The organism is Microbacterium sp. che218, assembly GCF_040436305.1.
GTDB classification, from domain to species: Bacteria; Actinomycetota; Actinomycetes; order Actinomycetales; family Microbacteriaceae; genus Microbacterium; species Microbacterium algihabitans.
Genome location: NZ_AP031501.1, coordinates 3016657 through 3043132 on the forward strand (window position 1 = coordinate 3016657; position 26476 = coordinate 3043132).

At 71.3% G+C, this 26476-nt stretch carries 19 protein-coding genes and 2 tRNA genes; 17 read left to right on the forward strand and 4 right to left on the reverse strand.

Going from position 1 to position 26476, the window contains the following annotated elements; translation table 11 throughout:
• Positions 1 to 52: 52 nt before the first annotated feature.
• The 4 genes from ABXS86_RS14210 to ABXS86_RS14225 all read left to right on the forward strand — a co-directional run bounded on the left by ABXS86_RS14210 (position 53) and on the right by ABXS86_RS14225 (position 2724).
• Positions 53 to 850, forward strand: coding sequence for an inositol monophosphatase family protein (locus tag ABXS86_RS14210; RefSeq protein WP_144832600.1), 798 nt, complete (start codon positions 53 to 55; stop codon positions 848 to 850).
• 253 nt (positions 851 to 1103) lie between these two features.
• The gene (locus ABXS86_RS14215) at positions 1104 to 2477 is read left to right on the forward strand and encodes a M23 family metallopeptidase (RefSeq protein WP_353664898.1); all 1374 of its coding nucleotides are present in this window, start codon (positions 1104 to 1106) and stop codon (positions 2475 to 2477) included.
• A gap of 67 nt (positions 2478 to 2544) precedes the next feature.
• Positions 2545 to 2616, forward strand: a tRNA-Thr gene (locus ABXS86_RS14220).
• 34 nt (positions 2617 to 2650) lie between these two features.
• Positions 2651 to 2724: transfer RNA gene (locus tag ABXS86_RS14225), tRNA-Met, on the forward strand.
• Between the two features lie 184 nt (positions 2725 to 2908).
• On the opposite strand, the gene ABXS86_RS14230 is transcribed toward ABXS86_RS14225, so the two are convergent.
• The gene (locus ABXS86_RS14230) at positions 2909 to 4291 is read right to left on the reverse strand and encodes a pyridoxal phosphate-dependent decarboxylase family protein (protein WP_353664899.1); all 1383 of its coding nucleotides are present in this window, start codon (positions 4289 to 4291) and stop codon (positions 2909 to 2911) included.
• Between the two features lie 275 nt (positions 4292 to 4566).
• Between ABXS86_RS14230 and ABXS86_RS14235 the strand changes: the two genes are divergently transcribed.
• From ABXS86_RS14235 to ABXS86_RS14245, 3 genes are all read left to right on the forward strand, one after another.
• Entirely contained in the window at positions 4567 to 5610 is a 1044-nt protein-coding gene (locus tag ABXS86_RS14235; RefSeq protein WP_353664900.1) for a substrate-binding domain-containing protein, read from the forward strand.
• Between the two features lie 73 nt (positions 5611 to 5683).
• Complete coding sequence (locus tag ABXS86_RS14240; RefSeq protein WP_307213451.1) at positions 5684 to 7180, forward strand: sugar ABC transporter ATP-binding protein; 1497 nt, start codon at positions 5684 to 5686, stop codon at positions 7178 to 7180.
• Between the two features lie 26 nt (positions 7181 to 7206).
• Positions 7207 to 8238, forward strand: coding sequence for an ABC transporter permease (locus ABXS86_RS14245; RefSeq protein ID WP_222846090.1), 1032 nt, complete (start codon positions 7207 to 7209; stop codon positions 8236 to 8238).
• 24 nt (positions 8239 to 8262) lie between these two features.
• Here the strand turns inward: ABXS86_RS14245 and ABXS86_RS14250 are convergent, their stop codons facing one another.
• Positions 8263 to 9171 carry an AraC family transcriptional regulator gene (locus ABXS86_RS14250; protein WP_353664901.1) on the reverse strand — a complete coding sequence of 303 codons (909 nt, stop codon included), beginning with the start codon at positions 9169 to 9171 and terminating at the stop codon, positions 8263 to 8265.
• A 35-nt stretch (positions 9172 to 9206) separates the two neighbouring features.
• On the opposite strand from ABXS86_RS14250, the gene ABXS86_RS14255 reads away from it, so the two are divergent.
• The 5 genes from ABXS86_RS14255 to ABXS86_RS14275 all read left to right on the forward strand — a co-directional run bounded on the left by ABXS86_RS14255 (position 9207) and on the right by ABXS86_RS14275 (position 19569).
• On the forward strand, positions 9207 to 12167 hold the full coding sequence (locus ABXS86_RS14255) for a DUF5107 domain-containing protein (RefSeq protein ID WP_353664902.1): 2961 nt from the start codon (positions 9207 to 9209) through the stop codon (positions 12165 to 12167).
• Positions 12164 to 13072, forward strand: coding sequence for an aldose 1-epimerase family protein (locus ABXS86_RS14260; RefSeq protein WP_353664903.1), 909 nt, complete (start codon positions 12164 to 12166; stop codon positions 13070 to 13072). The genes ABXS86_RS14255 and ABXS86_RS14260 overlap by 4 nt, the downstream gene beginning before the upstream one ends.
• Positions 13073 to 13245: 173 nt before the next feature.
• Positions 13246 to 14379, forward strand: a complete 1134-nt coding sequence (locus ABXS86_RS14265; RefSeq protein ID WP_353664904.1) for an adenosylhomocysteinase — start codon at positions 13246 to 13248, stop codon at positions 14377 to 14379.
• 13 nt (positions 14380 to 14392) lie between these two features.
• Positions 14393 to 15862 carry an MFS transporter gene (locus ABXS86_RS14270; RefSeq protein ID WP_353664905.1) on the forward strand — a complete coding sequence of 490 codons (1470 nt, stop codon included), beginning with the start codon at positions 14393 to 14395 and terminating at the stop codon, positions 15860 to 15862.
• 251 nt (positions 15863 to 16113) lie between these two features.
• Complete coding sequence (locus ABXS86_RS14275) at positions 16114 to 19569, forward strand: hypothetical protein (protein WP_353664906.1); 3456 nt, start codon at positions 16114 to 16116, stop codon at positions 19567 to 19569.
• A 480-nt stretch (positions 19570 to 20049) separates the two neighbouring features.
• On the opposite strand, the gene ABXS86_RS14280 is transcribed toward ABXS86_RS14275, so the two are convergent.
• Positions 20050 to 21015: a LacI family DNA-binding transcriptional regulator gene (locus ABXS86_RS14280; RefSeq protein ID WP_307213439.1), complete on the reverse strand. Its 966-nt coding sequence runs from the start codon at positions 21013 to 21015 to the stop codon at positions 20050 to 20052.
• A gap of 200 nt (positions 21016 to 21215) precedes the next feature.
• On the opposite strand from ABXS86_RS14280, the gene ABXS86_RS14285 reads away from it, so the two are divergent.
• The 5 genes from ABXS86_RS14285 to ABXS86_RS14305 all read left to right on the forward strand — a co-directional run bounded on the left by ABXS86_RS14285 (position 21216) and on the right by ABXS86_RS14305 (position 26227).
• Positions 21216 to 22037: an ABC transporter permease gene (locus tag ABXS86_RS14285; RefSeq protein ID WP_353664907.1), complete on the forward strand. Its 822-nt coding sequence runs from the start codon at positions 21216 to 21218 to the stop codon at positions 22035 to 22037.
• Positions 22034 to 22831, forward strand: a complete 798-nt coding sequence (locus ABXS86_RS14290) for an ABC transporter permease (RefSeq protein WP_144832639.1) — start codon at positions 22034 to 22036, stop codon at positions 22829 to 22831. The genes ABXS86_RS14285 and ABXS86_RS14290 overlap by 4 nt, the downstream gene beginning before the upstream one ends.
• On the forward strand, positions 22828 to 23817 hold the full coding sequence (locus tag ABXS86_RS14295; RefSeq protein WP_353664908.1) for an ABC transporter ATP-binding protein: 990 nt from the start codon (positions 22828 to 22830) through the stop codon (positions 23815 to 23817). The genes ABXS86_RS14290 and ABXS86_RS14295 overlap by 4 nt, the downstream gene beginning before the upstream one ends.
• A gap of 85 nt (positions 23818 to 23902) precedes the next feature.
• Positions 23903 to 24979, forward strand: coding sequence for a PotD/PotF family extracellular solute-binding protein (locus ABXS86_RS14300; RefSeq protein ID WP_353664909.1), 1077 nt, complete (start codon positions 23903 to 23905; stop codon positions 24977 to 24979).
• Positions 24980 to 25093: 114 nt separating this feature from the next.
• Positions 25094 to 26227: an adenosine deaminase family protein gene (locus ABXS86_RS14305; RefSeq protein WP_353664910.1), complete on the forward strand. Its 1134-nt coding sequence runs from the start codon at positions 25094 to 25096 to the stop codon at positions 26225 to 26227.
• A gap of 19 nt (positions 26228 to 26246) precedes the next feature.
• Here the strand turns inward: ABXS86_RS14305 and ABXS86_RS14310 are convergent, their stop codons facing one another.
• Positions 26247 to 26447, reverse strand: coding sequence for a zf-TFIIB domain-containing protein (locus tag ABXS86_RS14310; protein WP_307213427.1), 201 nt, complete (start codon positions 26445 to 26447; stop codon positions 26247 to 26249).
• Positions 26448 to 26476 lie beyond the last annotated feature (29 nt).

The window sequence follows — 26476 nt, forward strand, 5'->3', positions numbered from 1 at the left end:
CTAACGACGGCGAGGAAATCGGCCGAGGGGGTGGCGCAGTAGCGTGGACGCCATGACCTCACCCGCGGATCTGCTCGAGCTCGCCACGCGTATCGCCCGGGAGGCCGGCGAACTGGCCCACCGTCGCCGCCGGGAAGGGGTGACGGTCGCCGCCACCAAATCGGCCGCCGCCGACATCGTCACCGCCGCCGACCGCGAGGTCGAGGCGTTCATCCGCGCGGAACTCGCGCGCGAGCGGCCGGACGACGGGTTCTTCGGCGAGGAGTCGGGCGCCGAAAAAGGCACGAGTGGCATCACGTGGGTCGTCGACCCGATCGACGGCACCGTCAACTACGCCTACGGCATCCCGGCGTGGGCGGTCAGTATCGCCGCGGTCGAGGGCACGGCCGAGACCGCGTCGTGGACGGCGCTCGCCGGGGCTGTCTTCAACCCGGTTACGGGGGAGCTCTTCACCGCGTCACGCGGCGGGGGAGCGTGGCTCGGCGACCAGCGCCTGTCGGTCAGCGAGGTCGGCCCCGCCGGTGGTCTCGTCGCGACCGGGTTCGGATACGACCCCGAGACGCACGGACCCGCCCTGGCTCAGTTGTCGCGCGTCATGCCGATCGCGCGCGACGTGCGCCGCATCGGTGCGGCCTCGCTCGATCTGGCCTCGGTGGCCGCAGGGCGGGTCGACGCGTATTACGAGCGCGGCACCCACCCGTGGGACCACGCGGCCGGTGCCCTGCTGGTCGAAGAGGCCGGCGGCACGGTCGGCGGCGCGCCGGGCGGGCGTCCCGGCAACGGCATGGTCATCGCGGCAGGGCCCGGATTCTTCGGTCGTCTCGAGCCGCTGCTCGATTACGCGAGGTGAGTCGGGCACCTTTCATGGCATTCACAGACCCGTCGGGGTAGGGTGTTTACCAGTTCGTTATCTTCCGCAACCCGAACCTGCGGAGATGGTCAAGCCCCGAAGCCCGAAGCCGTCGCGCCTGCGACACGACACGAGAGCCCCTTCCGCGTTGCCGTCTGAAGCCTCCGAGACTGAGCCCGCCGTCACCCGACGGTCTCGTCGCCCCCTCCCCGCCAGCGCCCCCGATGCAGAACCCCGGCTCACCCGAGCCGAGATGCGTCGCCGGGCAGCGAGCGTCGCCACCCTCGACGCCCCGGCCTCCGCCGACCACAAGGCGGCCGATCCGGCCCCCGTCGACGCCGAGTCCGCGAGCCAGCCCGCGATGGTCGAGGCCGTCGCCGCCGCCGTCGTCGAGAGGGTGATCGCCGCCACGATCGAGCCGACCCTCCCCGCGTCCGACGCCCTCGTCGAGAAGGCGGATCCCGCCGATGCGCTCGAGGTCACCGTCGTCGAGGAGCACCGCTCCGACGACGTCGCCGTGATCCTGCAGAGCGCCGACAGCGACGCCGCGACCACGCCGGTCAGCCTCCCGACCTCCCCGATCACGCTCCCCGTCTCGCGCCGCTCGCGTCGTCGCCCCGTCGCCGACGCCGTGATCATCGACTCCGCCGTCGACGCTTCGGTCGCCGAGTCCGAGCACGTCGAGACTCCGGATGCCGCTGAGCTCGAAGCCGCGGCCTCCGTCTCGGCCCCCACCGACGACGTCGCCGACGAATTCACCTCGGCGGCCCGCCTGTTCGCCTTCACCGGCGAGACCCCCACCCAGCAGGCCGCGCCGGTCGCCCCGGCCCCCGAGCCGGTGTCGGAGGGTCTCCCCGCCGCTGCGGCCCCCCGCTCGCGCCGCACCGCCCGCCGCATCGCCGCGACCTCGTTCTCGGTCGGCGTCATGGGCGTCGTGGGTCTGCTCACCGTCGGCATGACCATGCCGGTCAGCGCCCTCGCGTCGGCGGCCGGCACCGACAACGTCGCCGCCCCCGAGGTCGCGACCACGCGTCTCGCCGTCGCCGGCGACGTCGCGGCATCCGGTGCGAACGACATCCAGGCCTACGTCGCGCCCGCCCAGGCGCAGTCGGCCGCGGTCGACCGTGCCGATGACGGATACTCCGCCACCACGTACACCAAGATGGCGCTCGACTCGGGCATCACGCGGCCCTCCGACTTCTACACCAACGACCCGACGGCGCCCATCCAGTGGCCCTTCGCGGTGGGTGTGTCGATCTCGTACGGCTTCGGCATGCGCGACGGCGGCTTCCACGAGGGCGCCGACTTCGTTCCCGGTGAGGGCTCGCCCGTTCAGGCGATCGCCGACGGCACCGTGCGCATCGCGACCGAGCAGGGCGGCGCCTTCGGTGTCACCGTGCTCATCGACCACGAGATCGACGGACAGCTCGTCTCGAGCCGCTACGGCCACATGCAGTACGGCTCGCTCCAGGTCACGCAGGGCGAGAAGGTGCACGTGGGGCAGTTCCTCGGCCGCACCGGCAACACCGGACGCTCGTTCGGTGCGCACACCCACGTCGAGATCCTGCAGAACGGCACCACGCCGATCGACCCGATCGCGTGGCTGCGTCAGCACGCCGGAGGGTGACCCTCGATTCGTGTGAGAGTGTCGCGATCTGATATTCTCTTCTAGTTGCCCGGAGCGATCCGGGTACGCCCCGATAGCTCAGTGGCAGAGCACTTCCATGGTAAGGAAGGGGTCGTCAGTTCAATCCTGACTCGGGGCTCAAGGTATCCACTTCTGAATATCGGATGCCGTGCGGCGGGGTAGCTCAGTTGGTGAGAGCGCACGACTCATAATCGTGAGGTCGCGGGTTCAAGCCCCGCTCCCGCTACGGATGAAGCCCCGGTCGCCCGGGGCTTTTTCGTTTGCCGCGGCGCCTGTCTGCGCGTCGAGTGCGTGCACAATCCCGGGACATCTCCCGAACACACCGCCGTAGTTGCCCGCCTGGCGGCGTGTCCTCGAGGATCCCCGCGGTTGTGCACTCCCGCCCCGCCGACGCGGCGTCGGGCCCGGCGTCAGAGCATCGTGTCGAGGATCCCGACCAGGTCGTCGAAGGTCGTGCGCGGATTGAGGATCGCGAAGCGCGCGTTGACGCGGCCCGCGTGGCTCGACGGCGTGACGAACGCGTGTTGGTCGTCGAGCAGGCGGGCCGACCAGCGGTCGTAATCGGGCTTGTCCCAACCGACGCGCTCGAAGACGACGACGCCGAGCTGCGGTCGACGCACCAAGGAGACCTCGGGGCGGCGCTCGATCTCGTCGGCGACGCGCTCGGCGAGCTCGATCGCCGCCGTGATGGCTTCGCGGTACACCGCGGCGCCGTAGGTCGCGAGCGAGAACCACAGGGGGAGTCCGCGCGCTCGGCGGGTCAGGTGCGCGGCGAAGTCCGACGGGCTCCAGTCGCTCGTCTCGGTGAGGGTGTCGAGGTACTCGGCGTGCTGCGTGTGCGCGCGGCGACCGAGTTCGGGGTCGCGGTAGATCAGGGCGCACGCGTCGAACGGCGCGAAGAGCCACTTGTGCGGGTCGACGACGAGGGAGTCGGCGTGCTCCACCCCGGCGAAGCGGTGTCGGGCGCGGGGCGACAGCATGCCCGTCAGGCCGTAGGCGCCGTCGACGTGCAGCCACGCGTCGGTGCCCTCGATGGCGCGGGCGATGTCGGCGATGTCGTCGACGATGCCGAAGTTGGTCGAGCCGGCCGTCGCCACGACGGCGAAGACGCTCTCGCCGTACTCGTCGAGGGCCGCGCGCACGGCATCGCCGCGCAGCACGCCGTCTTCGCCTACGGGCACGCCGACGACCTCGACGTCCATCACCCGCGCGGCCGAGGCGATCGAGGAGTGCGCCTCGACGCTGCAGACCACGCGCCACGCGTCGGGGCGCGGCCTGCCGGCATCCGCGAATCGATCCCGAGCGGCCTCGCGCGCCGCGACGAGCGCCGACAGGTTGCCGAGGGTGCCGCCCTGCACGAACACCCCGCCCGCTCCGGCGGGCAGGCCGAACTCGGCGGCGAGCCAGCGCAGCACCTCGTTCTCGGCGTGCACCGCGCCCGCACCCTCGAGCCACGACCCGCCGTACAGGGCGCTCGCCGACACGACGAGGTCGAACGCGGCCGCCGCCTTCGTCGGTGCGCTGGGGATGAACGACAGGTACCGGGGGTCGTCGGTCGTGATGCAGGCGGGGGCCAGCACGTGCTCGAACACCCCGAGCGCCTTGCGGGCGCCGATGCCGGCCTCGTCGATCGTGCGACCCGCCAGGCGGGTGAGCTCGGCGGCGGAGAGGGGCTTGTCGAGAGGGGTGTCCTCCGACAGCAGGCGGGTGCGGGAGTAGTCGAGCACCATGTCGACGATCGCGCGCGTCTCGTCGGTGACCTCGTGCATGCGGCCGGGAGTGCTGTTGGTCATCGGGATTCTCCGGGTGTGGGGGCGCCGATCGCATGATCGACAGAAGGAGCGTAGCGACCGCCGCGCGTGCCCGGCGATCGCGGACCGCGTCGGCCGCGGCGCGGCTCGGGGCGATGCCGCGGCACGACGGCTGACGCGAGGATCCTTTCGATCGTTGAATCGTCCATGTCGGGTGGGCGATCGTCCTCTGATCACGCGCCTCGGCCCCAGTAGCGTGAGCGAGGAACATCCCGCCCGGTCGCGCGACCGGCGATCAATGGAGATAAGGAACGCGGATGACGAAGAAGACAGTTCGCACGAGCGCGACCCGGATGGTCGGAGCGGCCATCGCCGTCCTGGCCCTGGCCGCCGTGACCGCCTGCAGCTCGGGCATGGAGACCGTGTCACCCGACTCGGGCGCCGCCGCCGGCCCGAAGGACGGCCCCCTCACCATCGCCTTCCTGCAGAAGCAGGGCGATCAGCAGTACTTCATCGACGAGGCGAACGGCGCCAAGGAGGCCGCGCAGGCGGCGGGGGACGTCACGATCAACGCCGTCGACCTCGGTACCGACTCGAACAAGGCCATCTCCGAGGTGGAGGCGGCGATCGCCCAGCAGGTGGACGGGATCATCATCGTCGTCCCCGACCAGCAGATCGGACCCCAGGTCATCCAGCTGGCGAAGGACGCGGGCATTCCGATCATGGCGGCCGACGACACGATCGAAGACGCCTCGGGTAACGCTGCGCCGTTCTCGGGCTTCGACGGGACCTCGATGGGCGAGAAGGTCGGGGCCGAAGCGGCCCGGCTGTACGAAGCGGCCGGATGGACCGCGGCGAACACGCGCATCCTGTCGGCATACAAGCAGGACCTCACCGTCTGCCAGCAGCGCGTCGACGGCGCGAAGAGCGCCTTCACCGAGGCCGTCGCCGACGGCCCCGAGGTCATCGACGTCGGCACCGACAACTCGGCGACCGACGCGCAGGACAAGGCCGGCGCCGTCATCACGGCGAACGCCGGAGTGACCAACTGGGTCGTGTGGGGCTGCAACGACGAGAGCGAGACGGGCGTCGTGACGGCCCTGCAGAACTCGGGCGTCGCCGCCGACAACATCATCGGCGTCGGTCTGGGCGCCTACCTGACCTGCAAGGACTGGAAAGCCGGTCAGCAGACGGGCAACAAGGCCGCGCTGTTCATCTCGGGCGTCGAGGTCGGCAAGGCCGCCGCGAACTCGATGATCGACCTGCTGCGCAACGGCACCGCCCTGCCGCCCCAGTCGATCGCCAACACCGAGATCGTCGACGCGAGCAACTGGGAAGCCAAGGGCGTCGTCTGCACCTGATCCGACGACGGATGGAGGCGGCAGAGCGCCGCCTCCATCACCGGTGCCACGACGACGTGAGAAGAGGACGACGGTGAGTCAGGAAAGCATCGCGCTGCGCGCGGCGGGGATCTCGAAGAACTTCGGCCCGGTCCACGCCCTCCGGGGAGTGGAAGTGGAGCTGCGGTCGGGAGAGGTCACCGCGCTCATGGGGGAGAACGGAGCGGGGAAGTCCACCCTGCTCAAGATCCTGAACGGCGACTACCGTCCCGACGGCGGCAGCCTCGAGATCGACGGGAGGCGCGTCGAGTTCTCCGACCCCTCGGACGCGCGACGAGCGGGCCTGCGCGTCATCGCCCAGGAACCGGAGATCATCGCCGCGGTCTCCGTCGCCGAGAACATCTTCGTCGGCGACCTCGGGGGAGTCGGCTTCAACCGACGCGCCCTCATCGAGCGCACGCGCACGGAACTGCGCCGCTGGGGGTTCGATCGGGCCCTGCGCGCCGACGCCCTCGGCTCCGACCTCTCGCCCGCGCAGAGACAGCTCGTGGAGATCATGCGTGCGGTCGTCAGCCGCCCGCGCATCATCTGCTTCGACGAGCCCACCTCCTCGCTCGGCGACGAAGAAGTGGCGCTGCTCTTCTCCCTCATCCGACAGCTCCAGGCCGATGGCGTGGCGGTGGCGTACGTGTCCCACCGCATGGCCGAGATCTTCCAACTCGCCGACCGGATCACGGTGCTGCGCGACGGCTCCTTCGTGGGAACCAAGCGGGTGTCCGAGACCGATCACGACGACCTCGTGCGCATGATGGTGGGCCGCGACCTCGAGAAGTTCTTCCACCGCGATCGTGCCGCCCTGGGCGAGACGGTGCTCGAGCTCATCGGCGTCGGCAACGAGCACGTCACCGACGTCGACCTCACCGTGCGGGCCGGAGAGGTCGTCGGGGTCGCCGGCCTCGTCGGCGCCGGCCGCAGCGAGCTCATGAAGACGATCGCGGGCGATTACCCCGCGACCGCGGGCCGGATCGTTGTCTCGGGCGAGGTCCGCAGCATCCGCCAACCCTCCGACAGCATCCGTGCGGGCATTGGCTTCGCGCCCGAAGAGCGGAAGGCCGAGGCCCTGCTCCTGCAGAGGTCGGTGCGCGACAACGCGGCCCTGGTCGTGCTGAAGTCTCTCGCCCGCTGGATCTTCGTGCGCGGTCGTGCCGAACGCGCGCTCGCCCAGGAGTACATCCAGAGGCTGCGGATCCGCACCCCCTCCTCCGAGCAGCTGGTGGGCAACCTGTCGGGCGGCAACCAGCAGAAGGTCGTCCTCGCGCGGTGGCTCGCGACGAAGCCCCGGCTGCTTCTGCTCGACGAACCCACCCGCGGCATCGACGTCGGGGCGAAGTCGGAGATCTACGCGATCATCGACGAACTCGCCCACCAGGGCGTCGCCGTCATCGTCGTCTCGAGCGAGCTCCCCGAGATCCTCGGCGTCTCCGATCGCATCTACGTCATGGCCGACGGGCGCATCTCCGGCGAACTGGACCGCGAAGACGCCACCGAGGAGCGCATCCTCGCCCTCGCGATGAACGACATCTCCGCATGACCTCCTCACCCCGAAGGGACCCCTCCGTGTCTACCGCCCCCCTCGCGCCGGCTCGCGCGGACGCACCCGAGACGCACACCGTCTCCCCGGCCAAGCGCTTCGTCGCGACGGTCGGCGTGCAGAACATCTCGCTGATCATCGCCATCGCGTTGGTCGTCGCCGTCATCGGCATCCAGAATCCGCTCTTCTTCACCATCGCGAACCTCCGCGTCATCGGAACGGCGGTCGCCATCGTGGGGCTGCTGGCGGTCGTGCAGACGATCGTGATCATCCTCGGCGCGCTCGACATCTCGGTCGGATCGATCGCGGGACTCACCTCGGTGACCTCGGCGATGCTGTTCACCGCCACGTCGTCTGCCCTGGTCGGGGTGGTCGGCGCGGTCGCCATCGGCGTGGTCTGCGGTCTCGTGAACGGCTGCATCATCGTGTTCGGCCGCGTGAACCCCGTGATCGCGACCCTCGCGACCCTCGCGGCCTTCAAGGGCGTCGCCCAACTGATCTCCGACGGTCGCGCGCAGGGGTACACCGGGGCGGACCCCTTCTTCGTCTTCCTCGCCCGCGGAGCGGTGCTCGGGGTGCCGACGCTCATCTGGGTGCTGGTCATCGTCGCGGTCGTCGCCCACCTCGTGCTGCGGTACACGACGATCGGTCGCAACATCTACGCGGTGGGCGGCAACAACATCGCCGCCCGCCTCGCCGGCATCAACATCAACCGGTACATCATCGGGGTCTACATGGTGACCGGTGCCGTCGCGGCCATCGCCGGCGTGCTCATCACCGCCCGAACGGGCTCGGGCCAGCCGATCTCCGGCTCCGAGGGGCTCGAGCTGCAGGCGATCACGGCCGCCGCCCTCGGCGGTGCCGCGCTCAAGGGCGGCAAGGGCGCGATCGCCGGCACGATCCTCGCGGTGATCCTGCTCGGCGTGCTCACCAACGGCATGACGCTGCTGGGCGTGAACACGTTCTGGCAGAACGTCGCGCAGGGCACGCTGCTCGTCATCGCCGTGGTCATCCAGCAGCTCCGCTCCGGCGAGCGTCGTATCGGGATCCCCGGCTGACGCCGAGGGATGCCGAGTCTCGATCTATCCCTTGTGCTGCGAACGATAGGTGGAGGGGTTGACGCCGTGCATGCGCCGGAAATGACGCGAGAAGTACAGCGGGTCCGCGTACCCCACCGCCACCGCCACGTCGGCGATGGGCATCGTCGTGGTGTCGAGCAGGGTCCGGGCCCGGCTCATCCGCAGCGACGTGTGGAAGGCGCCGGGTCCGCCGCCGGTGGCCTGGTGGAACAGCGCGCTCAGATGCGAGGGGGAGACGCCCACGATGGCGGCCAGCTCCGGCACGGAGATCGCCCCCTCGACGCGGGCCTCGAGGTAGCGCATGGCGCGCTCCAGGGGCGAGCCGGTCGCGGGGAGACGGCTGTCGGCGGCCAGGCGCGTCAGCAGGTGCCAGGCGATGCCGGATGCCGCGAGCAGATGGATCGGCGAGGGGCGCTGCTCCATCGTCTCGACGAGCTCGTCGAACAGCGCGGCGATGCGGTCCACCGACTTCAGCACCACGGCCGCCTGCTGCGCGCGGAGCACAGAGCCGATCAGATCGGCCACGTCGGCACCGCGGACGTGCATCCACCAGATCGTCCACGGATCCGTGTCGGATGCCGCGTAGTGGTGGCTGACGTAGGGCGGGATGATCGCGCACCCGGAGGCGTCCAGGGCGAAGCTCTGGCCGTCCACGGTCACCGTGCCGCTGCCCGCGACGCAGAGGATCACGATCGTCTCCGACGTGCCGTGCGCCCGCCGGCGGCGATGGCGCCGCGCGCGGGGGAAGTAGCCCGCGTCGGTGACGAGGAGCTGCCGCGTCCCGGCGCGGCCGATGGCCTCTTCGACGAGGGGCCGCGGCACCACGCACAGGCGCTGGTTCGCGAAACCCTCCATCAGTCCCGAGACGTCGTCGCCCTCCGGCGCGAGGGCGATCGGCCCCGACTCACTCATGTGGAACACCCTATTGCTCGCCGAGGAGGCGTCCGATGACCATGCACCCCGAGACCTCCACCGCGCCCGGGCCGGCCGAGATCGAGCTCCCCGACGCCCCGAGCGCCCTGCGCGACGAGCTGGCCGAAGGGCGGGCGGTCGCGTGGGACGAGCCGCTCACCATCCGCACGTACGACGCCCACGAGCCCAGTGCGTACCCGATGTTCCTCGACCACCGCGTGTACCAGGGCTCGAGCGGCAAGGTCTATCCGCTGCCGTTCATCGAGCGGGTGTCGGACGAGCCGCGGGCGCGGCAGTGGCAGGCCGTGCACCTGGAGAACGAGTACCTCCGTCTCGTGGTCCTCCCCGAGCTCGGCGGTCGCATCCACGTGGCCTACGACAAGACCACCGACTACGACTTCTTCTATCGCAACAACGTCATCAAGCCCGCCCTCGTCGGCCTCGCCGGCCCGTGGGTCAGCGGCGGTGTCGAGTTCAACTGGCCGCAGCATCATCGACCGGCGACCCACCTGCCCGTCGAGACGTCGATCGAGCACGGTGACGACGGCTCGGTCACCGTGTGGTGCGCCGACCACGACCCCTTCACGCGGATGGCCGCGCAGCACGGCGTGCGCATCCGCCCCGGCAGCACGGTCGTGGAGGTCGCGGTACGCCTGCGCAACCGTACGAGCGAGCGCCAGACCTTCCTCTGGTGGGCGAACGTCGCGGCCCGGGTCAACGACGAATACCAGTCGTTCTTCCCCGAGGACGTGCGCTACGTCGCCGACCACGCGCGTCGTGCTCTGACGGCGTTCCCCCGCGCGGACCGGCCCTACTACGGCGTCGACTACGCCGCGCTCGCCGCGGCCTCGCCCGAGGCGGTCCCGGCCGCCGACCGCATCGACTTCTACCGGAACATCCCCGTGCCGACCTCGTACATGATCGTCGACTCGGAGGACGACTTCTTCGGCGGGTACGACCACGGCGCGGGGGCGGGCTTCGTCCACTGGGCGGAACGGCGCATCTCACCCGGAAAGAAGCAGTGGACGTGGGGAGACGCTCCCTTCGGCCACGCCTGGGATGCGCAGTTGACCGACGAAGACGGTCCGTACGTGGAGTTGATGGCGGGCGTCTACACCGACAATCAACCGGACTTCAGCTGGCTCCTGCCGGGCGAGACGAAGACGTTCTCGCAGTACTGGTATCCGATCCCCGCCCTGGGACCCGCCCATCAGGCAACCCCCGACGCGGCGGTGCACGTCGACCGCGCCGAGGGGGTGCGAGCGGTCTTCGCCGTGACGTCGCCGCAGCCGGCGGCGGTGATGCGCATCGTCGTGAACGGCCGTGTCGTGGCGGAGCGGCGGGCGGATCTGCATCCGGGAACCGTCGAGGAGATCGTGTGGGAGGGGCCCGCCGAGGGAGCGCTCGAGGTCGAGCTGCGCTCGGCGGACGGGGTGAGCCTCGTGCGGTGGACGCCCTCGGTGGTCGACGACGCCGAACCGTGGGTGGCCGACGAACCCCCGCTCCCCGCGCAGATCGACACCGTGGAGGAGCTGTACCTCACGGGTCTGCACCTGAGCCAGTTCCGGCATCCGACGCGCTCTCCGCTCCCGTACTGGGAGGCGGCCCTCGACCGCGATCCCGGCGACGTGCGCGTCAACCTGGCGCTGGGCGACGCGCGATACCGCTCGGGCGAGTACGCCGAGGCGCTCCGGCACGTCGAGACCGCCGTGAGTCGGCTCACGCGTCGCAACGCGAACCCGACGGATGCCGAGGCCTTCTACCTCGGGGGGCTGATCCTGCAGCGACTGGGGCGGCCCATCGACGCGGAGCGCGCCTTCGGAAAAGCCGGATGGGACGGCACGTGGGCGGCGGCCGCCGGCTTCGAGCTGGGGTCGTCGCTCGCGCGCCGGGGTCGTACCCGGGCGGCCCTGCGGGTTCTCGATTCGCTCGACGGGGTCGCAGCGTACGACAGCCGTCGAGAGGTACTGCGGGCCGTGCTCCTGCGCCGCGCGGAGCGGGCGACCGAGGCCGACCTCGTCCTGCGCGAGGTGCTCGCGGTCGAGCCCCTGAACCCCACCGCGCGGCACCTCTCGGGCGCGCCCGGTACGGACGACCCCGGTCTGCTGCTCGACACCGCCCTCGACCTTCTCCATCTGGGCGAGGTGGACGACGCTCTCGGGGTCCTCGCCCGGGTCGTGGCCCTCCCTGTCTGCGCGGCGGGGAACGTCATCCCCCTCGCGCACTACCTCGCCGCGGCCGCTCTCCACGAGCGGGGCGAGACCGATGCGGCCGCCGCGGCGCGATCGGCGGCCCGCCGCAGTGATCTGACGTGGGCGTTCCCGCACGGACTCGCCGCGTTCGACGCCCTCGGCGCCGCGATCGCGGCGGACGACTCCGACGCTGTCTCCCGCTTCCTTCTCGGCAACCTGCTCTACGGTCAAGGACGGCGCGAGGACGCCCTGGCGCGGTGGCGCGAGGCGATCGAGCGGGGCCTTCGCGACGTGGTGCTGCTGCGCAACGCCGCGATCGCGGAGTTCACCGTCGCCCGCGACGACGACGCGGCGTGGAACCTCTACGAGGGGGCCACTCGGATCGCCCCCGACGATGCGCGGCTGCTCTTCGAGCGCGATCAGCTGGCGGCCAAGCTGGGGCACCCGAGGGCCGATCGTCTCGCCGTGCTCGACGAACGGCGCGAGGTCGTGCTGACCCGCGACGACCTCACCATCGAATACGTCACTCTGCTGACCTCTGAGGGACGTGCGGGGGAGGCACGCGGCATCCTGCTCGGTCGGGCCTTCCACCCGTGGGAAGGGGGCGAGGGACGCGCGCTGGCCGCGTGGGACCAGACCAATGCCGCGCTCGGCCTCGCGCCCGCCGACCCGCCGCCGTCTCTGGGTGAGGCTCGACCGCGCTACGTCGCTCCCGCCGCCGTCCGCGACGACGGGGTGACCGACTACTTCGCGACGAGCCTGCCCGAGCTGCTGTTGTTCCACCGCGAGGACGAGAGGGGATGATCGACGACGTCGTTCTGACGGCGGGGGACTACGAGGCCGTCGTCACCCCGTTCGGCGCCGCGCTGCGCTCCGCGCGACACCGGGGTCGCGACCTCATCGCCGAGCGGCCGCCGGGGTTCGACCCGTCGATGAGGGGAGCGGTGCTCGCGCCGTGGCCGAACCGGACGGCGGACGGTCGTTACGAGTTCGACGGACGGACGCACGAGCTGGAGACCACCGAACCGACGACCCGGACGGCCGTGCACGGCCTCGTGACCCGATCGCCGTTCGACGTCGCCGCGCAGACCTCGCGATCCGCCGTGCTGAGCACGGTGATCGATCGACCCTCGGGCTACCCCTGGCGGGTGCGACTCGAGGTCTCGATCGTCGTGTCCGAGGAGGGCGTCGAGCAACGGATCACCGCGACGAACGAGTCGGAAGAGCGCGCCCCCGTCGGGCTCGGAGCGCACCCCTCCCTCGTGGCGGGACCTGCGGTCCCGTCGGCGATCGACCGGTGGACCCTCACGGTCCCCGCCGACGAGGTGATGCTGGTGTCGGGCGACAGGATGCTCCCCGTCGGTCGGGTGCCCGTCGAGGGGACTCCATACGACCTGCGTCGGAGACGGCCGATCGCAGACCGGGTCGTCAACAACGCGCTGACAGCGCTGCGACCCGACGACGAGGGGATCGTCCGGGTCGCTCTCGTCGATCCCGACGACGGGTCAGGTGTCGAGCTGCGCGTCGACGGCAGCTCTCCCTGGCTGCAGGTGTACACCTCCGACCATGGACCCGCGGGGGAGTACCGGCATGCGGTGGCCGTCGAACCGTCGACCTGTCCGCCCGACGCCCTCCGCTCCGGGGTGGATCTGCGTGTGCTCGAGCCGGGTGGGTCGACATCGCTGTGGTGGGAGCTTCGCGCGCTCTGAGCTTCGAAGCCCTTCCCCTCCGCTCACGGGCATAGGCTCAGCGCATGTCGATCGCCGCGGGTCACGGCGGCGGGTCCCACCCCGCCCCGATCTTCGGCGACCACTCCTACCGGTCCGAGCTCTATCAGTGACGCGGGTGTCGTTCTTCGCCACCCCTCACTGATCGGATCACCATGACCACCCGTACCTACCCCACCCCTCCCGCGCCCGGCCTCGAATGGGCCGACGCGCACATGCCCCTCACCCGAGAGGCCGTCCGCGAGCTTGCTCCCGTGTTCGACGGCTTGCGCATTGCGATGTGTCTGCACATCGAACCCAAGACGGCGGTGCTCGTGCGCCTGCTCGTCGAGGCCGGAGCGCAGGTCTCGCTCACCGGTTCGCCCGGGACCACCCGCGAAGACACCGTGGCCGAGCTGCGCGATCGCGGTGTCATCGTGCACGCCGCCCGCGACGACGACGCCCCACGCGTCGCCGCCGTGCTCGCGAGCGACCCGCACCTCATCCTCGACAACGGCGGCGACCTGTTCCGCGGCGTGCTCGACGGTCACCCCGTCCCGCACCTGCGCGGCGGGACCGAAGAGACGACGACCGGCGGCATCGTCCTGCGCCGTCGCGAGCACGAGGTGCGGCATCCGATCGTCGTCATCAACGACAGTCCGCTGAAGCTGCTGGTCGAGAACCGCTTCGGCGTCGGCCAGTCGGTGGTGCAGGCGTTCATGAACGCCACGAATCTTATGATCCCGGGCTCGCGGGCGACGGTCATCGGGTTCGGTCCGTGCGGGCGGGGGACCGCCCACACCCTGCGCCAGCTGGGCGCCGTCGTGACGGTGGTCGACACGGATCCCTACCGCGCCCTCGAGGCGTCGCTCGAGGGGTTCGTCGTCGCGGGTCTCGACGAGGCGCTCGCGCACGCCCGGTTCGTCTTCCTCGCCACCGGGGCGCCCGGGGTGCTCGGAGCCGCGCAGATCGCACACCTTCCGCACGGCGTCATCATCGCCGGGGTTGGTCATCACCCCTGGGAGATGGATCTGGCCGCGCTCGGCCGGCCCGTCGCGACCGAGGGATTCCACGCGACCTACGCCCTGCCCGGCGACCGCGCGGTGCACGTGATCGCCGACACCAACATGGTCAACCTCGTCGCGGGGCTCGGCAACCCGATCGAGGCGATGGACCTCGGGCTGACGCTGCAGGCGCGCTCGCTGGCCGCCGTCGCGCGGGGCGCGGTCGCCACCGGGGTGCACCCCGTTCCGGATGCCGTGGACCGGGGCGTCGCCGAGGCCTTCCTGCGTCTGCGCACGGCGAGCTGAGTCGCGGCGCCTCGTGACGGCATCCGCCCCCGCTCCCGACCCGCGTCGATGGCGTGCGCTCTCGGTCATGCTGATGGGGCAGTTCGCCGCCCTGCTCGACGTCAGCGTGACGAATGTCGCCCTGCCGTCGATCGGGCGCTCGACCGGGGCGGATGCCAGCGAACTCCAGTGGATCGTGACGGGGTACGTGCTCGCGTTCGCGCTCGTGCCGGTGATCGGCGGACGACTGGGTGACGGGTGGGGGCGGCGGCGCATCTTCACGATCGCCGTGCTCGGGTTCGTGATCGCGAGCGCCGCGGTGGGGCTCGCCCCGAACGCGGGCCTGCTGATCGCGGCGCGGGTGGTGCAGGGGCTGTTCGGCGGCATGATGGGGCCGCAGGTCTCGGGCTTCATCCAGAACGCGTTCCCGGCCTGGGAGCGGGGCCGGGCCTTCGGGCGCTTGGGGCTCACGGTCGGCGCGGGCACCGCCCTCGGCCCGGTCATCGCGGGGGTGCTGATCTCGGCGGGCGGGCCGGACATCGGCTGGCGCCTGGTGTTCTTCATCAACGTGCCGGTCGGTGTCGCCGCGGTGCTGCTCGCCCGGCGGTGGGTCCCCGCCGACGAGCCCGTGGCCGCGGCATCCGGTCAGCGCGTCGACGTGCTCGGGGCGGTGCTGCTGGGCGCCGGTGTGCTGTGTCTGCTGTTCCCGATCGTCGAGACCGGTCAGGGTGGCGGCCCGCTCATGCTGCTCCTGCTGGTTCCGGCGGCGGTCTTCCTGTTCGGGCTCGTACGGCACGAGGCGCGTCTGACGAGGGCGGATGCCGGGCCCCTTCTCGACCTGCGCCTGTTCCGCGTGCGCTCGTTCGTCACCGGTGTCGTGTTCGCAATCGTCTTCTTCTGCAGCAACACCGGCATCCCCCTCGTGCTGGCGCTGTACTACCAGGACGGACTCGGCTTCACGGCGCTGCAGTCGGGCCTCGGGGTCACGGCCTACGCGATCGGATCGGTGGTCGGCGCACCCGTCGCCGGTCGCTTCGTCTCGCGGGTGGGGCGCCCGCTGCTCGTGGGCGCGGTCGCGGTCTTCACGGCCGTCACGGTGATCCTCGGCGTGCTGGTGCAGACGGCGGCCGACGCGACCGATCCGGTCACCGTGATCCTGCGCCTGTGCGTGCCGCTGTTCGTGCTCGGCGTCGCGGGCGGCGCGATCGTCACCCCCAATCAGACCCTGACCCTCGCCGACGTCGATCCCCGACGCGGCGGGGTCGCCGGGGGCGTCGTGCAGACCGCGCAGCGCGTGGGATCGTCGATCGGTCAGACCGTGCTGGGCACGAGCTTCGTGCTCGCCGTCGGGGCCGCGGCCCGAGCGGGCGGTCCGGGTACTCCGGCACCGGATGCCGTTCCCTTCGCCGACGCGCTCACCCTCGCCCTCGCGGTGTCGGTGGTGTTCTCGGGCGCGGCGATGCTGCTGAGCGCGATCGAGGTGCGGCGGCACCGCGAGCGGTAGGCGGCCGGGGGGCCTTCACCGCGCTCGGGCGGCAGCCCCGCGCGCGCGTCGCGGGTGGGCGGCAAGGTGATTCGTCTGTTTCGCCGTGTTGCCGGGCGGTGAAGCGGCTCCCGCCCCGTCTCGGGGCCGCCGTCAGCGGGGGCGCTGCGGGCCCCGGACGGCGTCGGGTCGGACCCTACCCTGACGGGGCGTACCGACCGGTCGGTGCGACGCGCCACCCGAATCCCGCACTCGACCCGCATCGGAGCCTCATGCGATCACTCGCATCCTCGCGCGCACGCTGGTCCGCCCTCTCGGCGACCGTCCTGACGTCCGCGCTCGTCCTCAGCCTCGCCCCCGCGGCGACAGCCGCCCCGCCCGGAGGCGTTCTCGCCTCCGGCGACGACTGGTCCATCACCTCCGCGCCGGGCGGTTACCTGGTCAGCTACGAACTCGACGAGCCGCTCCCCATCGTGAGCGACGCGCCGACCCTTCTCGTCGACGGCGAGACGATCGGTCTCGCGACCGAGTCGGCCGACGGTCTGACCCTGTCGGTGTCCACCTCCGACTCCCGCGTCGTCTCCGCACACGACGTCGAGAAGGGCTGGGCGTCGGGCGGAGGCGACAAGGCGGCCGAGAGCCCGACCGCCCGGACGTCCTGGCGCACGGAAGAAGGCGAGACCGCCCCGCAGGCGACCACGTTCTCGGGAGCCGATGACCCCGCGGACCCGGGGCCGAACTCGGTGACGGAGGTGGAGTACGACTTCGGCGACCGCGCCATCGCGCTGCAGGGGATCGGCGGCATCCGCGGAGAGATGACCGGAAAGATGTACCTCACGGATGCCCCGGGTGAGCGCCCCACCGTGATCCTGCTGCACGGCCGCCACGCGTGGTGCGCGACCGGAACGGCGAACACCCTGCGCTGGCCGTGCGACCCCAGCCAGGTCAACGTGCGGTCGTACCAGGGCTACGAGGGGACCGGGCGCGCTCTGGCCTCGCACGGCTACAACGTCGTGTCGATCGCCGCGAACGCGATCAACGCCAACGACAACCAGTTCGCCCTCGACTTCGGCGCGCGCGCCCGCGGGCAGCTCGTGCTCGACACCCTCGACATGCTCGCGGCCGTCGACGCCGGTCGACCCGTCTCGTACGACGACGTGAGCTGGCCCGACGCGCAGGGGTCGTCGACCACCGTGACGCGCACGCTCGATCAGGCGCTCGCCTACGCGACGACCCGCACGGACGCACCGGCGACCGCGGCGGCGGGGGTGACGGCCGCGAGCCTCGCCGGCCGCTTCGACCTGGACGACGTCGGGATCATGGGGCACTCCCGAGGCGGTGAGGGCGTGACCGCGGCGGTCACCCTGAACGCCGCGCGGACCCAGCCGTTCCACATCACCGCCGTGCTGCCCCTGGCGCCCGTCGACTTCGGCCGTATGACCGTGCCCGACGTGCCGATGAGCGTGGTGCTGCCGTACTGCGACGGCGACGTGGTCAACCAGCAGGGCCAGCACTTCGTCGACGACTCGCGCCATGCCTTCGGCGACGACGTGCTGCGTTCGGCGGTGTGGGTGATGGGCGCGAACCACAACTTCTTCAACTCCGTGTGGACGCCCGGCCTGTACCCCTACTCGACCGGCGACGACTGGAGCACGAAAGACCTCACCTCGAGCTGCTCCACGACCGACTCCACCCGGCTCACGGCCGCTGCCCAGTACCAGGTGGGCGTGTCGTACATGACGGGCTTCTTCCGGATGACGATGGGTCACGAGAAGCAGTTCCAGTCGCTGTTCGACGGGTCGATCAAGCCCTCGACGCCGCGCACCTCCTCCGCGGACGTGCGGGTCATGGCGGCACAGCCCGGGTCGGCGACGAGTCTGGTGACCGACTTCGCCTCGGCGAGCACCCTGGTGCGCACCACCGGTGCGGCCTCCGCCCAGGTGTGTGCGAACGCCGAGACGTCGTCGTCGATCCCGCCGGCCATGCCGTACTGCACCACCCGCGACATCGGGTCGGCTCGCGTGCCGCACTGGACGCCGGCGCGGTTCGGGTTGAACGTCGAGGCCACGCCCGTCACACGGTTCGTGTGGACCGGTGGGACCGATCCGGCAGCCCCGAGCACCGGGGAACTGCGGGTGTCGCTGCCCCCGGGCTCGCGCGACGTGTCGAAGCGGTCGCAGCTCACGGTGAAGATGGCGCCCGACCGCACGGTCCCCTCGGGCACCGATGCCGTGGTCAGCCTCGTCGACGGCTCCGGCCGCGTCTTCAGCCGTGCGGTGTCGGACATCAACCCGCTCGCCGTCAACCGCATGCCCGGCGGGTCTCAAGCCGTGCTGAACAAGTTCGTGCTGCAGCAGGTCACCGTCCCGCTCGCCCAAGTGAGTGGCATCGACCTCACCGACGTCCGCGAAGTGCGATTCTCGGCCGCGGTCGGCGCCGACGGGACCGGGGCGGGTGGCCTCTACCTGTCCGACCTCGCTTTCGACACCCCGACCAGCATCGCCGCGGACGTCCGGAAGCGGACCACGGTGGGCGTCGGGTCGACCATCGTGGAGGAGACGGACGGTCCGAGTACCGCGCAGGTGGCGGTGGCGCTGAACCACCCCGACTCGGCGACGGTGACCGCGTGGTTCAGCGTGCTGGGCACGGGCGTCGTCTCGTCGGCCTCGCAGAAGGTCGTCTTCGCTCCGGGGGAGATCTGCAAGACCGTGACGGTTCCCCTCGTCGGCAACGACACTCCGTCGGCCACCCCCACCTCGTCGTTCGTCATCAGCGCGACGAACTCGACGGATGCCGTCATGGGGGCGGACGCGTTCGGGAAGCTCTCCGTGCGGGAGGACGACGGCGTGACGGGTGACAGCCCCGAGCTCGCCCCCGTCGGAGCGCAGGGGGATGCCTGCGCCGAACTCGCGGCGGCGCTCTCCCCGGGCCAGCTCTCCGCGTCTGAGACGGAGGTCGCCCCGGGCGGCGCCGTGACGCTCACCGGGTCGGGTTTCCGTGCCGGCGAGACCGTCCGATTCACCCTCGCGGGCCAGGAGATCGCCTCCGTCGTCGCGGATGCCAGCGGAACGGCGACGGTCGAGGTCGACATCCCGGCCGACGCCGCGCTGGGCGTGCGGGCGGCCGAGGCGGAGGGCAAAGGCTCGGGTCGACTGCTGGACGTCGACATCGCGGTGCTGACTCCCACCTCGACCACCGTCACGCTCGATGACGGTTCGATGCTCACCGCGGGCGGCGCGTTGAGCTTCACGGCGACCGTCGACGGCGCGAGCGAGGGCACGGTGCACCTGGTGGTCGTGCCGGCCGCGGACGACCCCGACCAGACGGAGCGCGTCCTCGCCTCGGCCACGCTCGTCGACGGCAGCGCTCAGCTGGACGTTCCGGACGGACTGCCGGCCGGGACGTACGTCGTGAAGGCGGTGTTCGACCGCACCGACACCGCGTCGGCGTCGGCCTCCGAGCCGCTGTCGTTCACGGTGGCCGACGCGCCCGGACCCGGTGACGCGGGCGGTTCGCCGTCGTCGGGTGCCCCCGCGGGCACGGGCGGCGCGGCGAGCGGAAACCCTGCGCCCGCCGCGCAGCCGGCCGGCGGCCAGCTCGCGCGCACGGGCACCGCCGAGGTCTGGGCGATGCTCGTGATCGCTGCGGGTCTGCTCGGCGCCGGGGCCTTCGCCGTGGTGATCCGTCGCCGTCGTCAGGGCGTCGATCCGGTCGCTCGGGAGATCTGACGACGATGCCGGTCCGCCCGGTCGAGCTCGCCGTGCCGGCGTCTCGATCGGGCGGACCTGCGCTTTCTCGATGCACCGGTTCATCTTCCGCCTGAGCGCGCGGTCGAATTCGACGAATTCGACCGAAAAGAAGGACGTCGACCGCAGGGAATTCGCCGCCGCCTTTTCGCGGTTCGACTCAACGGGTGGGACTTTCTCTCGTCGAGAATTTCCTCGCAGGTCTTATCGCGCACGATCGATGCAGCACTCCGCGTGCGGAAGGTCGTCGAGTCGGCCCTCGTCGATGAGCAGACCGCAACGAAGGCAGACTCCGTACGTGCCGGCTGCCATCCGGTCGAGCGCCGCGGCGACGTGCTGGGCCGTGCGTCGCAGGGAACGGGCCGACTGGTAGGCGGCCGGATCCACCGTGGGCAGGGCGATCGGCTCAGGCGATGACGGCCGACTTCGTCTGAGCGACGACCCGCACCGGCCAGGGGTGCGTCAGACCGTGGTCGTCTCGGGCCAGTGCACCGCCACGTCGAGGCGGCGCCGTTGGCCGGCGTCGGCGCCGGTGGCGAGCAGATCGACGAGCGCGGCCATCGCCTCGCGGCCCAGCTCGTCGCCGTCCACGTCGATCGCCGGCACCTCGTCGGCCCCGATGGCCTCGGCGACCAGGCGCTCGGCGCTGACGACGATCTCGCCGGGCGACGAGACTCCCCGCGCCCTCAGGGCGAAGACGAGTCCCAGTCCGATCGAGGTGGCATAGGGCACCACCGCGGTCGCGCCCGAGGCCACCACCGCATCGGCCGCACCGACCCCGGCCGCGAAGGTCGCGGGGAAGGGGCCTAGTCGGGTCAGTGCAACCCGGTCGCCGACCGCCCGGTCGATCGCCGCGCTCCGCTGGGCGTCCTGCCACGATCCCTCCGGACCGCCCAGGTAGGCGATCGCCCGGTGCCCGTCGTCCGCGAAGCGCGCGGCGAGGTCGGCGAAGGCGCGCGCGGTGTCGGCGACGAGCGAGGTCATTCCCGCGACCTCGCGGTCGACGAGCACGGTCGGGCCGAAGGCGCCCACCTCGCGCACGACGTCGTCGAGCGCGCGCGGGGCGACGAGGATGCATCCGTCGACCTGACGCATGAGGCGCCCGAGGTCGACGATGTCGTCGGCGTCGTCGAGCGGGTGCACCGCGACGGTGAGCTGCAGGTCGGACGCGCGAGCGCGAGCCTGCGCCCCCGCGATGATGGGCGTGAAGAAGGCGTTGTCGAGGGTCGGCACGACGAGGGCGACGATGCCGCTGTCACCACGCGCGAGGTGACTGGCCGCGCGATTCGGAACGAACCCGAGCTGTACAGCGGCGGCGCGCACACGGGCGACCGTCTCGGGGGCGACGAGATCGGGGCGCCCGAGCGCCCGGGAGGCCGTCGACTTGGCCACACCGGCCAGAGCGGCGACGTCGGCGAGCGTCGTCACGGATTCCCCTTCCGCTGACGCGAGCCTCGCGCACAGTCCGATCATCCTACTGAGCCGTGACAACCGGTTGCGTTGCCGGTGGGACGGCGTTTTACACGCTGTTTACACGAGGGGTCGCATTTCGGCTCACGAGCGCCCTACGGTGGTAACAACCGGTTGCGCAACCGGTTGCAAACCCCCCTCACGAACGGAGTCCGCCCGTGCTGTCACGCCGTACCGGACTGCTCGCCCTGCCGGGGCTGGCGCTGCTGCTGGTGGGGTTCCTCATCCCCTCGGTGGCGATGCTCTTCGCGCCTCCCGGAGTCAGCGTGCTCGACATCTTCGAGCGCCTGGGCCGCATGCTGACCGACCCCTACGACCTCGCGATCATCGGACGCACCGTCGGCCTCGGACTCATCGTCACGATCGTCTGCATCGTGCTCGGCTTCCCGATCGCGTACCTGCTGGCCCGCTCGACCTCCCGCTGGGCGGGCGTGCTGCTCGCCCTCGCGATCTTCCCGCTGCTGCTCAGCAACGTCGTGCGCACTTTCGGATGGCTCGTGCTGCTGGGCTCGAACGGCGCGGTCGGTCAACTTCTCGTCGGGCTCGGGCTCGTCGAGAAGGCGCCCCAGCTGCTGTACACGGAGCTGGCCATCGTGCTCGGCCTCACGCAGCTCTTCCTCCCGCTCGCGGTGATCTCGTGCTACTCCGCCGTCGCCCAGGTCGACCCGGGCCTCGACGACGCCGCCCGCGGACTCGGCGCCGGTCGCACGCGCACCTTCTGGGGGATCGTCGTGCCGCTGTCGGCTCCCGGCATGGTGGTGGCGGCGACCCTGGTCTTCGCCGGGAGCGTCACCGCCTACACGACGCCGTACCTCCTGGGCGGGTCGAGCCAGCGCATGCTCTCGACGCAGCTCTACTCGTACTCGAGCGTCAGCATCGACTGGGCCGCCGCCAGCGCGACCGCGATCATCATGACCGTCCTGGTCTTCGCGGTATCGGGGCTGTCGGCCGTCGTCGGACGACGGGGGGCCACCTCGTGAAGACCTCGCGTCCCGTCGCGGCCTCGCTCGCCGTCGCCGGCTACATCGTGATGATCGTGCCGATCCTCTTCGTGGTCGCCACCGCGTTCACCGCCGGTCGCTCGCTGAAGTTCCCGCCCGAGGGTTTCTCGCTGCGCTGGTTCGAAGCCGCCTTCTCGTACGACCCGTTCCTGTCGGCCCTGGTGTCGAGCCTCGAGCTCGCCCTGCTCGCCACGCTGCTCGCGCTGGTGATCGGCGTGCCGGTGACCCTGGCGATCCATCGCGGCCGCCTTCCCGGCAAGGGCATCGTCGAGGGGCTGTTCCTGTCGCCGCTGATCGTGCCCGAGCTGGTCGTCGGCCTGGCGCTCTACCAGCAGCTGATCATCGGCCTGCGCCTCGACAACTTCCCCGTGCTGCTGATCGGCCACACGGTGCTGATGCTCCCGTACGCTGTGCGCGTGACGGGTGCGTCGCTCGCGCTCGCCGACCCCGGTGTCGAAGAAGCCGCCCGCGGCCTCGGCGCCTCGCCGGTGCGCACCTTCTTCACCGTGACCCTGCCGCTGCTGCGCCCCGGCATCTTCTCCGCCGGCCTGCTGAGCTTCGTGACCTCGTTCAACAACGTGCCGCTGTCGCTCCTGCTCCAGAGCCGCGACTTCCGCACGCTCCCGGTCACGATGCTCGACTACGTGCAGCAGAGCTACGACCCCATGGTCGCGGCGACCAGCACCATCATCCTCGCGGGCACGGTCGTCGTGGCCGTCATCGCCGAACGCACGGTCGGCTTCGCCCGCATCTTCGGAGGGATCAACCGATGACCACTGCAGCAGAATTCGTCGGGGTCACCCAGCGCTTCGGCGACTTCACCGCCGTCGACCACATCGACCTCGCCATCCCCACGGGCAAGCTCACGACGCTGCTCGGCCCGAGCGGGTGCGGCAAGACCACGTCGCTGCGCATGCTCGCCGGCTACACGCAGCCCACCTCCGGGCGCATCATGATCGCGGGAACGGATGCCACGCGCCTGCCTCCCGAGAAGCGCGGCCTCGGCATGGTGTTCCAGTCGTACGCGCTGTTCCCGCACATGAGCGTGGCCGAGAACGTGGGTTACGGCCTGAAGCTGCGCAAGGTCGCCCCGACCGAACGCAAGCGCCGGGTCGCCGAGGCCCTCGACCTCGTGGGGCTCGGGCACCTCGCCGCGAGCCGGCCCAAGAAGCTCTCGGGCGGGCAGCAGCAGCGCGTCGCCCTCGCCCGCGCGATCGCCATCCGCCCGACCCTGCTGCTGCTCGATGAGCCCCTGTCGAACCTCGACGCCCGCCTGCGCGTGCAGATGCGCGCCGAGATCCGTCGCATCCAGGCCGAGACCGGACTCACCGTCGTGCTCGTCACCCACGATCAGGACGAGGCCCTCGAGATGTCCGACCGCATGGTGCTCATGCGCGCCGGCCGCATTATGCAGGAGGGGGCTCCCTCCGAGGTGTTCGGCGCTCCGGCCAACCGGTTCGTCGCCGAGTTCCTGGGGTACGAGAACTTCGTGACGGATGCCGACGGGTCGCTCACCACGGTGCGACCCGAGCACCTGACGCTCGGTGCGTCGGCGGCATCCGGACTCTCGGTCGACGGCGTCGTCACCGACGTGGCGTACCGCGGCGTCGATCGCCTCGTCACCGTCGAGACCGTCGACCGCGCCGGAGAGACGGTCCGCCTGGTCGCCGACGTCCGTGACGAAGACGTCACGGCCCGCCCGGGTCAGAACGTCACCGTCTCGGCGCCCGCCGCCCGACTCATCCGGCTCGCGGCCTGATCCGCGCGCATCCCCTGCCTGCTCCACCCGCCCCGCCCCACCGCACACGTCGGCCGGCCCCGCCCGCCGTTCGAGAGGACACCGCATGAACCGCACCCCCCGCCGCATCCTCGCGGCCTCGTCCGTCTTCGTCGCCACCGCGCTCATCGCCACGGGATGCTCCGGCTCCTCCGGTGGCGGCGACGCCGCGGCGAGCGACACGATCGTCGTCAGCACCTTCCCGTTCGGCGTCGAGGAGTTCCAGAAGGCCGTCATCGACCCCTTCACCGCGAAGACCGGGATCAAGGTCGAGGTCGAGACCGGCAGCAACGCCGACCGTCTGTCGCAGCTGCAGCTGGCCGCAGGGGATCCCGGCATCGACGTGATGCTGATCTCCGACACCTTCGCGGCATCCGGGCAGGAGAAAGACCTGTTCCAGTCGTTCGACGAGTCGAACGTGCCCAACCTGGCGAACATCGCCGACTTCGCCGTCGAGGAGGGCTTCGACGGCCCCGCGTACAGCTACCAGCTCAACGGCACGATCTACAACACCGGAGAGGTCACCGCGGCGCAGGCCGCCGACTGGTCGCTCTACGCCGACCCCGCCCTCAGCGGTCGCCTGGCGTTCCCCGACATCTCGGTCACCGCCGGTCAGCTCGCCGTCTCGGGCGTCGCCGACGCGTTCGGCAGCGGACCGTTCGACATCGACACGGCCTACTCGACCATCGGCGGCTGGGCCCCCGGCATCCTGCAGTTCTACTCGTCGTCGACCGAGGTGACCAACCTGCTCACGCAGGGCGAGATCGTCGCCGCCGACGCGCTCAGCGGGTTCGCGACCACCCTGATCGCCTCGGGCGAGCCGGTCGCGTGGACCGCGCCGACCGAGGGTCGCTACATGGCCACCAACCGCGCCATGATCCCCGCGGGGGCACCGAACGTCGAGGGCGCCTACGCCTTCGTCGACTACCTGCTCTCCACCGAGGCCCAGAGCCAGTCGGCCAAGATCGTCGGCGACCTGCCCGTCGCCCTCGACGCCGAGATCCCGGCCGAGATCACCGCCGTCGTCGGCGACATCGCCGCCGACCCGGTCGCCGCCGGCTACTCGACGCTCGACCCGGCCGAGATCCTCCCCAACCGCGGTCAGTGGGTCGAACGCTTCGCCCGTGAGGTCACCTCGCGCTGACCCCCCGACCGGTCGTCCGTGCCCCACGCCGGGCGGCCGCCCCGCCCGGCCACCGAGTTCCCCCCGCTCGGTGGCCGGGTATCCTCCGCTCCACCACGCACGAACGGCTCCACCATGTCCGCACAGCCCCTGCCCGCCGCGTACCTCCACCGCCTGCCCAAGGCCGATCTGCACTGCCACCTCATCGGTACGGTGCGCCCCGCGACGTTCGCCGAGCTGGCGCGACGGGAGTCGCTCGCCCTGCCGGCCGACCCCGAGCGCATCTTCGCCGACATCAACTCGCTGCCGCCGGATCCCGCCCTGTACCGCCACACCCGCATCCCCGTGCCTCAAGAGCGCGGCGCCGATGAGCCCGCCGTGTCGTACTCGCTGTTCCAGGTGTCGAACTGGGTGGTCGAGGTGCTGCGCGACGCCGACGATCTGACCCGCATCGTCTACGAGGCCTTCGAAGACGCCCACCGCCTCAGCGGTACCCGTCACCTCGAGCTCTTCTTCGATGCGCTCCCGCCGCATCTCGCCTCGCTGGGCTACTCGGGCGCGGTCGAGGCCTACGCCGAGGGCATCCGCCGTGCCGAGCGCGACTTCGGCATGACGGGGCTCATGATCCAGGGCATCGACCGCAGCCGCAGCGGCGACGAAGCCCTCGAGGTCGTGCGCCGCGTCGTCGACAACCCGCACCCCTACGTCGCCGGCATCGGCCTCGACAACCTCGAGACCGCAGGTCCCCCCGAGCGTTTCGTCGACGCGTACCGGCTCGCCGGCGAGGCGGGCCTCGGCCGCACGGCCCACTCGTCGGAGCACGCCCCCACCGCCGTCAACACGATCACGTGTCTCGACGAGCTGGGCTGCGACCGGATCGACCACGGCTACTACGTGCTCGAAGACGACGAGGTCGTCGCGCGTCTGCGCGACCAGCAGGTCGCCTTCACCGTCGCCTCCACCACCTCGCGCCGGTCGTGGCGGCCGTGGCGACGCGCGTCGATCTCGGCGATGCTCGACGCGGGTCTCAACGTCATCCCGTGCTCCGACGACCCCGGAATGTTCCCCACCACGTTGGCATCCGAATACCGCATCGTCTCGGAGCAGATCGGCGCCACCGCCGACCAGGTGCGCCGCATGGCCGTCGCCTCGTTCGAGGCGTCGTGGCTTCCCGCCGCGGAGCAGGCCCGTGCGGTCGCCGCGGCCGAAGCGGAGATCGCGGCGCTCGACGCCGAGTTCGACCTGGTGGTGCCGGCGTCGGGACGCTGACGCCGCGGGGGTCGGGGCCTCAGCTCTCGTCGGCCCAGCGGTCGCGGTAGCCGCGGTCGTCGTCGGACCGCGCGGCATCCGGTGCCGCCCAGTCGACCTGGAACCCGCACTCGCGGCACTCGTCGGCGGTGACCTGCTCGTCGAGCAGCGGATGCATCGTCACCCCGCACGCCGGGCAGATCGGCTGCCGGTCGTCGGCATACGGGTCGCGCAAGGTCATGGCGGGTGCAACCGCGCGCTGTCGTGTCG